The organism is Curtobacterium sp. NPDC087082, assembly GCF_044745045.1.
In the GTDB taxonomy this organism is placed as follows: Bacteria; Actinomycetota; Actinomycetes; order Actinomycetales; family Microbacteriaceae; genus Curtobacterium.
In genome coordinates, this window is the sequence record NZ_JBIUZN010000001.1 from 1 (window position 1) to 9,302 (window position 9,302).

General features: G+C 73.2%; 10 protein-coding genes and 1 other RNA gene. 8 read left to right on the top strand and 3 right to left on the bottom strand.

The genetic code is table 11. The features are described from left to right. Positions 1-195: 195 nt before the first annotated feature. From ACIPEP_RS00005 to ACIPEP_RS00040, 8 genes are all read left to right on the top strand, one after another. Positions 196-1,416 (top strand): multidrug effflux MFS transporter, encoded by a 1,221-nt coding sequence (locus ACIPEP_RS00005; RefSeq protein WP_402716108.1) that lies wholly within the window; start codon positions 196-198, stop codon positions 1,414-1,416. Positions 1,417-1,471: 55 nt separating this feature from the next. After that, positions 1,472-1,810, top strand: a complete 339-nt coding sequence (locus ACIPEP_RS00010) for an STAS domain-containing protein (protein WP_070418772.1) — start codon at positions 1,472-1,474, stop codon at positions 1,808-1,810. Further along, positions 1,807-2,220: an ATP-binding protein gene (locus ACIPEP_RS00015; RefSeq protein ID WP_070418773.1), complete on the top strand. Its 414-nt coding sequence runs from the start codon at positions 1,807-1,809 to the stop codon at positions 2,218-2,220. The genes ACIPEP_RS00010 and ACIPEP_RS00015 overlap by 4 nt, the downstream gene beginning before the upstream one ends. A 116-nt stretch (positions 2,221-2,336) precedes the next feature. Next, a complete protein-coding gene (locus ACIPEP_RS00020) occupies positions 2,337-3,296 on the top strand; it encodes an AraC family transcriptional regulator (protein WP_402716109.1) in 960 nt (319 codons plus the stop codon). A 24-nt stretch (positions 3,297-3,320) separates the two neighbouring features. Further along, on the top strand, positions 3,321-3,884 hold the full coding sequence (locus ACIPEP_RS00025; protein WP_402716110.1) for an RBBP9/YdeN family alpha/beta hydrolase: 564 nt from the start codon (positions 3,321-3,323) through the stop codon (positions 3,882-3,884). Positions 3,885-3,990: 106 nt separating this feature from the next. Continuing rightward, the gene (locus ACIPEP_RS00030; protein ID WP_402716111.1) at positions 3,991-5,097 is read left to right on the top strand and encodes a hypothetical protein; all 1,107 of its coding nucleotides are present in this window, start codon (positions 3,991-3,993) and stop codon (positions 5,095-5,097) included. Positions 5,098-5,201: 104 nt separating this feature from the next. Continuing rightward, on the top strand, positions 5,202-6,047 hold the full coding sequence (locus ACIPEP_RS00035) for a Nif3-like dinuclear metal center hexameric protein (RefSeq protein ID WP_229086604.1): 846 nt from the start codon (positions 5,202-5,204) through the stop codon (positions 6,045-6,047). Positions 6,048-6,049: 2 nt separating this feature from the next. Then, entirely contained in the window at positions 6,050-6,784 is a 735-nt protein-coding gene (locus ACIPEP_RS00040; protein WP_402716112.1) for a zinc ribbon domain-containing protein, read from the top strand. 205 nt (positions 6,785-6,989) lie between these two features. On the opposite strand, the gene rnpB is transcribed toward ACIPEP_RS00040, so the two are convergent. From rnpB to map, 3 genes are all read right to left on the bottom strand, one after another. After that, positions 6,990-7,350, bottom strand: an RNA gene (gene rnpB, locus ACIPEP_RS00045) — RNase P RNA component class A. A gap of 150 nt (positions 7,351-7,500) precedes the next feature. Then, the gene (gene ppgK / locus ACIPEP_RS00050; protein WP_402716113.1) at positions 7,501-8,250 is read right to left on the bottom strand and encodes a polyphosphate--glucose phosphotransferase; all 750 of its coding nucleotides are present in this window, start codon (positions 8,248-8,250) and stop codon (positions 7,501-7,503) included. Between the two features lie 22 nt (positions 8,251-8,272). After that, a complete protein-coding gene (gene map, locus ACIPEP_RS00055) occupies positions 8,273-9,136 on the bottom strand; it encodes a type I methionyl aminopeptidase (protein WP_402716114.1) in 864 nt (287 codons plus the stop codon). Positions 9,137-9,302 lie beyond the last annotated feature (166 nt).

Here is a 9,302-nt window from a genome sequence, read left to right on the forward strand (position 1 = left end):
CCGTTTCCGGCCCGCGGGCCGGGCCCCAACACCGCGGTTTTCGCGGCGGGGCCGGGGGGGGGGGGGGGCCGCGCCCGGCCGGGGCCGGGGGGGGGGGGGGCCCGGGGGCCCCCCCGCCTCCTGGCCGTCTCGGTGTCGGCAACGCGACACCACCGCCCTTGTCGAATCGATTCGGGGGCGCGTAGCGTGGCCGACGTGACGACGGAGCGCACAGGACCGACCAGCCGGACGAGCGCCCTCCCACCGATCCTGCCGCTCGCCCTGATCGTCGGCGTCTCGCCGTTCGCGACCGACATGTACATCCCGGCCCTGCCGGCGATCGCACGCGACCTCGGCACGACGCCCGGTGCCGTGCAGCTGTCCCTGACGGCGTTCCTCGTCGCGTTCGCCGTCGGGCAGCTGCTCGCCGGACCGGTGAGCGACGGCATCGGGCGGCGTCCGCTGATGCTCGTCGGCACGGCGGTCTTCGCCGTCGCCTCCGTCGGGTGCGCGCTCGCACCGGACGTCGTGACGCTCGTCGTGGCGCGGGTGTTCCAGGGGCTGGCGGGTGCGGCCGGGGCGGTCGCCGGGCGGGCGATGGTCTCGGACGTGGTCGACGGGCCGCGGATGGCGAAGGTGTTCGGGACCCTCGCGGCGATCAACGCGATCGGCCCCGTCGTCGCCCCGCTGGCCGGGGGAGCGGTGCTCACGATCGGCACCTGGCGACTCATGTTCGTCGTCCTCGCGGTGCTCGGTGCCGCGTTCTTCGTCGCCGTGGTCGTCCGGTTCCACGAGACCCTGCCGCGGGCGTTCCGCGGTGGGGTGGGCCTCGGTGCGAACTGGGGACGCATCCGCGAGCTCATGGGCATCCCGCGGTTCCGTGCGTACGTGCTGACCGGGGTGCTCTCGACCATCGGGTTCTTCGCGTACATCGCCACGAGCTCGTTCGTGTTCCAGACCGGCTTCGGGTTCTCCGAGGGGATGTACACCCTCGTGTTCGCCACGAACGCCTCGATGATGATCGTCACGACGCTCGTGTTCCGCCGCGTGGTCGGTCGGTTCTCGGAGGACGCGCTGCTGTCGTTCGGCCTGGCGCTCGGGACCCTCGGCGCGACGGGCGTCCTCGTGTCCGCGCTGCTCGGGGCCGGCGCGGTGCCGGTCTGGGTCTCGCTCGCCGTCGTGACCGCGGCGTGGGGGTTCGTCCTGCCGGCGGCGATGACCCGAACGCAGCACGTCGGTGCCGCGCACCCGGGGACCGCAGCGGCACTGCAGGGCGGGCTGACGTTCGGGCTCGGCGGCCTCGGCACGCCGCTCGCGGGAGCGCTCGGCGGGACGGCCGTCGCGATGGGGTCGGTGATGGCGGTGCTCATGGCGGCCGCCGTGGTCGTGCAGGTGCTGGCGACGCGACGGACCGGACGCGCCTCGACGGGTTCGTGACCCGGACCCGGTAGGTTGCAGGGTGCACCCCGCACCGATCCCAGGAGGCACCGACATGGACATCGTCGTACACGAAGCGGACGCCGGCGCCGCCGTGCTCGAGTGCAGCGGCCGACTCAACATGGTGTCGGCCCCGACGTTCCGCGAGACCGTCGCGAAGGTCGTCGGCGACGGACGGCCCCGCGTGGTCGTCGAGCTGTCCGGGGTCGAGTTCATGGACTCCTCCGGTCTCGGCGCGCTCGTCGGGTCGCTCAAGGCTGCACGACAGGCCGGCGGGGACCTCCGCATCGCGGCGCCGTCCGACCAGGTCGAGATGGTGCTGAAGCTCTCCAACATGGACAAGATCCTCCGCACGTACCCGGACGGGGACGCCGCGGTGACCGACTGGGCATGAACGCCGCCGTGGGTGGGCACAGCCTCGACCTGGCGTGCCCGCCGGACGACGTCACAGCGGTGCACGCGTTCCTCGCGACGGTGTGGGACACCGAACCCACCGTCTCGGCCGAGGACCGGATGGCCCTCGAGCTCGCGCTCGTCGAACTCACCTCGAACGTGATCGAGCACGGCGCGGCCGGTCGCGGCGTCTCGTGCTCGCTCCACCTCGACGTCGGCTCGGACGCGGTCGAGGCGCAGCTGACCGACGACGGCGTGCCGGTGCCGGTCGACCCGTCCGCCGCGCAGCTCCCCGACGCGCTGGCCGAGAGCGGGCGAGGGCTGGCGCTCGTCCAGATGGTGGTCGACGACCTGCGCTACGAACGGGTCGCGGACCGGAACCTGTGGACGGTCCGGCGCGGACGCCACTGAGAGCCGCTCGTGTCTGACGGAACGGTTCGTCCGCTTCGCGCAGCCCGTGGGCCGGTATCCGCAATGCGTGCGCATACATCCCGCGGGTTCCGTGCCGCCGTGTCACGATCCAGTCGATGAACGTCGAGCCCGACCCCAGGATCAGCTTCGAGACGTCCGGGGCCGACCTCGAGGCGGCGATCCAGATGTACGAGGACGCGTACGAGAGCGTGGGCTTCCAGGCGGAGCGCACGGAACGCCCGTTCAGCTACCGCTTCCGGGTCACCGGTGACGAGACGATGTCCTTCCGCTCCACGCGGTTCGACGCCCGGATGCAGGGTGAGCTCGAGTCCGGTGACGAGTACGTCGTGATGTGGCTCGCCGACGGTGGGGGCACCGTCGACGTCGGGCGGCAAGAGGTCGCCTTCACGCCCGGCACACCGATGATGTTCCCGACTGGTCGACCGTTCGCCTTCGACCTGCAGGACGTCCGGCAGAGCCTGGTGCAGTTCGATCGCACGTTCCTCGAGGGCGTGGCGGCCGAGGAGCACGGCACGCAGCCGGCCCCGCTCGTGTTCGACCACACCCAGCCGCCCCGTCGCGAGGACCTCCGCGGGTGGAACGCCCAGGTCCGCCGGGCCGCCGAGACCGTGCTCGGTGAGGCGCCGGTGTCGCAGCTGGTCCTCGCGGAGACCGCCCGGGACACCGCCCTCGCGCTCCTCCGCACCTTCCCGCACACCGTGCTCGCGCCGGACATCACCCTGCCGCAGGGCGCCACCGGCCGGGTCCGCGAGGCCGTCGAGTACATGCACGCGTTCGCTCACACCCCGATCAGCACGACCGACGTCGCCGAGCACGTCGGGCTCAGCGTGCGCGGGCTCCAGCAGGCGTTCCAGCGGCAGGTCGGTACGGCGCCCAACGCGATGCTGCGCGGCATCCGGCTCGACCGCGTCCGCGAGGAGCTCCGCCGCTCGTCGCCGGGTGACGTCACGGTCGCCGCGATCGCCGTGCGGTGGGGTTTCGCCCACCTCGGCCGGTTCTCCGGGGCGTACGCCTCGCGCTTCGGCGAGTACCCCCGCGACACGCTGCACGGCTGATCCGACCCCCACTACGCTTCGAGGGTGCGCAGACCTCGACCGTGGGTGATCGTCCCCGGGATCTGGAACTCCGACCCCGACCACTGGCAGTCGCTGTGGCAGGACGACCGCTCGGCCGACGACCCGGGCGCGGTCGTCCGGATCGCACCGGCGTCGTGGAGCGAACCCGACCCGGACGACTGGTCCCGCGCGATCACCAGCGCCGTGGCCGCCGTCGACGAACCGCCGGTGCTCATCGCGCACAGCCTGGGCGTCCTCGCCGTCGCCGCGTGGCTCGGGCAGCGGGGACACGCCGCGGTCGCGGGTGCCTTCCTCGTGGCGCCGCCGGACCCGCTCGCGCCGGGGTTCCCCGCCGCAGCGGCCGGGTTCGTCGAGCCGGTGGCCCAGGCGGCCCCTGCGGTCCCGACGCGTCTGGTGGTCAGCGACGACGACCCGTACTGCACGCTCGACCGGGCCGTGGCCTTCGCGGACGTCTTCGGTGCCGGAGTCGTCCGGGTCGGCGCGCTCGGCCACGTGAACGTCGCCAGTGGTGTCGGTGCCTGGCCGGCCGGCCGTGCACTCGTGGACGACCTCGAGCGCACGCTCTGACACCGTCCGCGACACGCCGTTCACCTTCGAGGCGATATGGCAGGGACTCCGGCGACACACCGGGGATGTCCGCCGAGATGAGCGTTGCGATATTTATCCTTCGATCATGGAAACGCAGTCCGGTGCACGCACCCCCCTCGTCGACCCGTTCGGTCGCGAGCTCGAGGAGTGGCTCCGTGACGCCCCGGCGACGCGCGCCCCGTACCTGTCGGACCTCGTGGTCCCGCCGGTCACCGGGCCCGTGCAGCGTCCGGACGCAGCGTCGGACGCCCCCGTCGAGCCCGCCACGACCAGCGGCGCCGCGGCCGTCGTCGACGCCGGTGTGCCGGCCGACGACTCCGCCTTCCGTCGCCCCCGCGACCGTGCTCGGCACGCCGCGGTCTGCGCGCCGTCCTTCCCCGAACCGCCGGAGCGCATCGCCCTCCGCATCGAGGACCTCGCCGTCGAGGTGTCCTCGGCCAGCGGGCGCACCACGATCGAGCGCATCGTGATCCTCGAGGACGAGGTCCGTCGTCGTGACGAGGACCTCGCTCGCCTCGCCGCGTGGGAGGCCACCGTCGCCGGACAGCGCGACCCCGAGGTCGAGGCCGCTCGGGCGTTCGCCCACTCCGTCTTCGCGGACCTGCTGGCCGATGCCGCGCTCGAGGCCGATCGTCGTGACCGTGCCGCGGCGCGGCGTGCGGCGACGGGCAGCGTGCCGGTCGCCGGCGTGCCTGCGTCGGCCGCCGTCCCGGCACCCGCCGTCGTCACCGCCGTCGTCAACCCGACGGGCTCCGCACCCGCTCCCGCACTCGTGGACGCGACCGAGGTCGTGGACGCGATCGACGCCCCCGAGGCGACCACGCCGGGACGCGACGAGCCCGCTCGTCCGGTGCTGTCCCTCCCGGTCGTCTCACCGGTGTCCGCGAACACGCGACCGACGCCGCTCGTCCAGCCGGCGACCGGGCCGACCGTGATCGACCGTGCCGCGTTCGCCGCCGCGCTGACGGCGCACTCCGGCGCGACGGCGAGCACGCCCGTCGTGCTCCCGGAGGCCGTCGTCCCGACGACCGCCGAGACCGCCGCCGCCGAGACCGCCGGTCACGCGCCGCCCGCGCACGCGCCCGCCGGGCACCCGGCCCACGCGGCCGACGTCGCATCCGAGGACCGTGCCTCCGCCGGGTGGTGGACGCGTTTCGTCGCCGTCGTCATGCGCGCGTTCGGTCGCCGCTGATCCACCGGGCAGCCCCGCGTCGCCCGTCGTCCACAGTGCTGCTCGGTCCCGTGGTCGTCCACAGGACGCCCGGACCGACCCGGGCGGCTCGGTAGACTGACGGGATGCCGACGCTCCGCGAACTCCAGGCCGTGATCGAAGACCTGTGGCCCGCCGCCGGCGCCGAGTCCTGGGACTCCGTCGGGCTCGTGGCGGGGGACCCCGACCAGACGGTCGAGCACGTGCACCTCGCAGTCGACGCCGTCCCGGCCACCGCCCGCGAGACGGTCGAGCTCGGCGCTGACCTGCTGCTCACCCACCACCCGCTGCTGCTCCGAGGCGTCACCACGATCGCCGAGTCGACCTACAAGGGCAGCGTGCTCGCCACCCTCGTGCGCGGCGGGGCAGCCCTCGTCGCCGCGCACACCAACGCCGACGTCGTGACGACGGGCACCTCGGCCGTGCTCGCCGACCGGCTCGGCCTGACCGACCAGCGCCCGCTCGAGCCCGGTGCGGACCCGTCGACGGGCATCGGCCGCGTCGGGGTGCTCGCCGAACCGACCACGCTCGGCGCGCTCGCCCGGGCGCTGGTGGACCTCCTGCCCGGCACCGCGACCGGCGTCCGGGTCTCGGGGGAGTTCGACCGGCCCGTCCGCTCCGTCGCGCTCTGCGCCGGCGCCGGTGACGCGTACCTCGGGCACCCCGACGTGCTCGGGGCCGACGTCTACGTCACGAGCGACCTCCGGCACCACCCGGCGTCCGAGTTCCGCGAGCAGGCGATGCTCGTCGGCGGGCCCGCCCTCATCGACACCTCGCACTGGGCCACCGAGTGGCTCTGGCTCGACGTCGCCGCCGAGCAACTCCGCCGCGCCGCGGGCGTCCGCGTCACCGTGAGCGACCTCCGCACCGACCCGTGGGACTTCGCCGTCCTGCCGGCCGCCGAACCCACCACCGACACACAAGGAGTCTGACCATGAAGGCAGCACCCGAGGACCAGGTCATCCTCCTCGACGTCCAGCGTCTCGACAACGACGTCACCCGGATCGCGCACCGCATCACGTCGCTGCAGAAGGGGGACCGGCTCACCGAGCTCGGCACCGCGGCGGCGGGGCTGCGCGCCCAGCTCGCGGCGGCCACCGGCGAGGTCGAGGACGCCGAGCGCGAACTCGCCCGCCTCGAGTCCGACACCGCCACGGCGCAGGCCCGTGTGGAGCGTGACACCACGATGCTCCAGAACGTCTCCAGCGCGAAGGACGCTGCTGGCCTCCAGAGCGAGCTCGAGTCGCTGCAACGCCGCATCGGGGACCTCGAGACGGCCGAACTCGAGGTCATGGAGAACCTCGACGGCTTCCGCGCCCGCGTCGGTGACATCGAGGCGCAGCTCGCCGACGTCGAGGCCGCACGTGCCGGACTCGTGGCCGAGCGCGACGCCGAGATCGCCCGGCTCGAGTCCGACCGCGAATCGGCCACGCAGAGCCGTGCCGCCGTCGCCGCGAAGGTGCCGGCGGACCTCCTCGCGCTGTACGACCGGCAGCGGGCACGGTACGGGTTCGGTGCCTCGCTGCTGCAGGGCGGGGTGTCCACGGCGTCCGGCGTGACACTCACGAACTCCGACCTGCAGACCATCCGGCGGGCAGCGCCCGACGACGTCGTGCTCTGCCCCGACAGCGACGCGATCCTGGTGCGGACGGCGGAGTCCGGGCTCTAGACGCGACCTGACGACGGACGGGAGGCGCGGTGCCGGCTGGCACCGCGCCTCCCGTCCGTCGCGTGCGTGCGCTGGTCGCGTCGCGCCGTACGTCGGCGCAGTGTGCGAGGTCCCGCGCGGCGTGCGAGTGCGCTGGCGTCGCACACAGCACGGAACCGCGCACAGTGCCGCGGTCGGCGCCCGCGGCGCGCAGGGGCGTGGGGTGCGAATGGGCCGGCCGTACGCCGGGTTCTGTCCCGCCGCTCGCGCGGCGGTGACGGCCATCTCTCTCGGACCGACGTTGCCGTCGGCCTCCAGCGGTCTACCCGAGGACTCGGCGAGCAGCCTCAGCGTCCTCTGTCTGACCTTGCTCCGGGCGAGGTTTACCGAGCGGATCCGGTCACCCGGACCCCTGGTGGTCTCTTACACCACCGTTTCACCCTTACCGACGTCGCCGCCGGCGGTCTGCTTTCTGTGGCACTGTCTCGCGGATTGCTCCGGGTGGGTGTTACCCACCGCCCTGCTCTGTGGAGCCCGGACGTTCCTCGGCACTCCCGGGGGAGTGACGCGACCGTCTCACCGACCCATTCGCGAGCACGAGTCTACCGGGCGCGGGGCCGCGTCGAACCACGGAACCGACATCGAACCAGCGGCGTGGGCCGGTTCGATGTCGGATTCGTGGTTCGATCCGCGGCGAGGCCGCGGCGAGGCCGCGGCGAGGCGGCGACGTCGGCGCGTCAGGCGCTCCGCGCGGCCAGGGTCGCGGCGCCGATGATGCCCGCGTTGTTCCGGAGCGTCGCCGGGATGATGTCCGCCTGCAGGTCGAGCAGCGGCAGGAACTCCTCGTACTGCTTCGACACCCCGCCGCCGACGACGAAGAGCTCCGGGGAGAGCAGGGCCTCGAGCGTGGAGTAGTACTTCTGCAGCCGCTTCGCCCAGTGCTTCCACGACAGGTCGTCGCGCTCCTTCGCGGCGAACGAGGCGCGCGACTCGGCGTCGTGCCCGTCGATCTCGAGGTGCCCGAGCTCCGAGTTCACGATGAGCACGCCGTCGTTGATGAGCGCCGTGCCGATGCCGGTGCCGAGCGTCGTGACGACGACCAGGCCGTCCTTGCCCTTCGCCGCACCGAACTGCTGCTCGGCGAACCCGGCGGCGTCGGCGTCGTTGACGAAGTGGATGGAGCGACCGAGCTCCTTCTCGAAGAGCGCCTCGGCCTCGAAGCCGATCCACTTCTTCGACACGTTCGCCGCGGACATGGTCTTGCCGTCGCGCACGATCGCCGGGAAGCAGACCCCGACGGGCACGTCCGACGCCGGAGCGAGCTCGTCGAGGATGGACGCGGCCACGGCGACGATGTTGTGCGGCTTCCCGCCCTCCGGCGTGGCCTTCTTGATCCGGTCGGTGGTGAGTTCGCCGGTGGAGACGTCGACGATCGCGCCCTTGATGCCCGTACCGCCGATGTCGACGCCGACTGCGAGGGAGGTCATGAGGAGCCTTTCGGTGTGGAGGTCAGGAGACCGTGAGGAGTTCCGCGCCGCGCTCGGTGACGACGAGGGTGTGTTCGAACTGTGCGGTCCACGACTTGTCCCGAGTGGAGACGGTCCAGTCGTCGGCCCAGATGTCGGCGTCGATGCCGCCGAGCGTGAGCATCGGCTCGATCGTGAAGACCATGCCGGGCTCCATGACGTCGTCGAAGCGCGGCGCGTCGTAGTGGGGGATGATCAGCCCGGAGTGGAACGCCCGCCCGACGCCGTGGCCGGTGTAGTCGCGGACGACCCCGTAGCCGAAGCGCTTCGCGTACGCCTCGATGGCACGGCCGATGACGTTCACCTGCCGGCCCGGGGCGACGGCCTTGATCCCGCGCTCGAGGGCGAGTCGCGTGCGGGTCACGAGGTCCTCGACCTCCTGCGACGCCTGCCCGACGATGAAGGTGCGGTTCGTGTCGCCGTGCATCCCGTCCTTGTAGGCGGTGATGTCGATGTTGACGAGGTCGCCCTCCTGCAGGACGGTGTCGTCGGGGATGCCGTGGCAGATGACCTCGTTGAGGCTCGAGCAGAGGGACTTCGGGTAGCCGCGGTAGCCGAGCGTCGAGGGGTAGGCGCCGTGCGCGACGACGAACTCGTGGCCGATCCGGTCGAGCTCGTCCGTCGTGACACCGGGGCGGATCGCCGCGCCGACGGCGTCGATGGCCTGGGAGGCGATGCGCCCGGCGGTCCGGATCCGCTCGACCTCGTCCGGGGTGTACGTGTCGCCGAGTCCGTGCTCGTGCGGCTCGGCCTTGCCGACGTACTCCGGACGCTCGATGTCCTTCGGGACGGACCGCAACGGGGAGATGCGGCCGGCGGTCAGGTGTCCGTGTTCGTCCCGGGGCATGCGGACCACTCTAGCCGGGGCCGCGTGTCGCGCGGACGTGACCGCCTGGAGGCGCGGGGGGGGGGCCCCCCCCCCCCCCCCCCCCCCCCCCCGGGTGGGGGGGGGCCCCCCCCCCCCGCGCGGGGCCCCCCCCCCCCCCCCCCCCTCCGCCCCCGGGGCGCGCCCC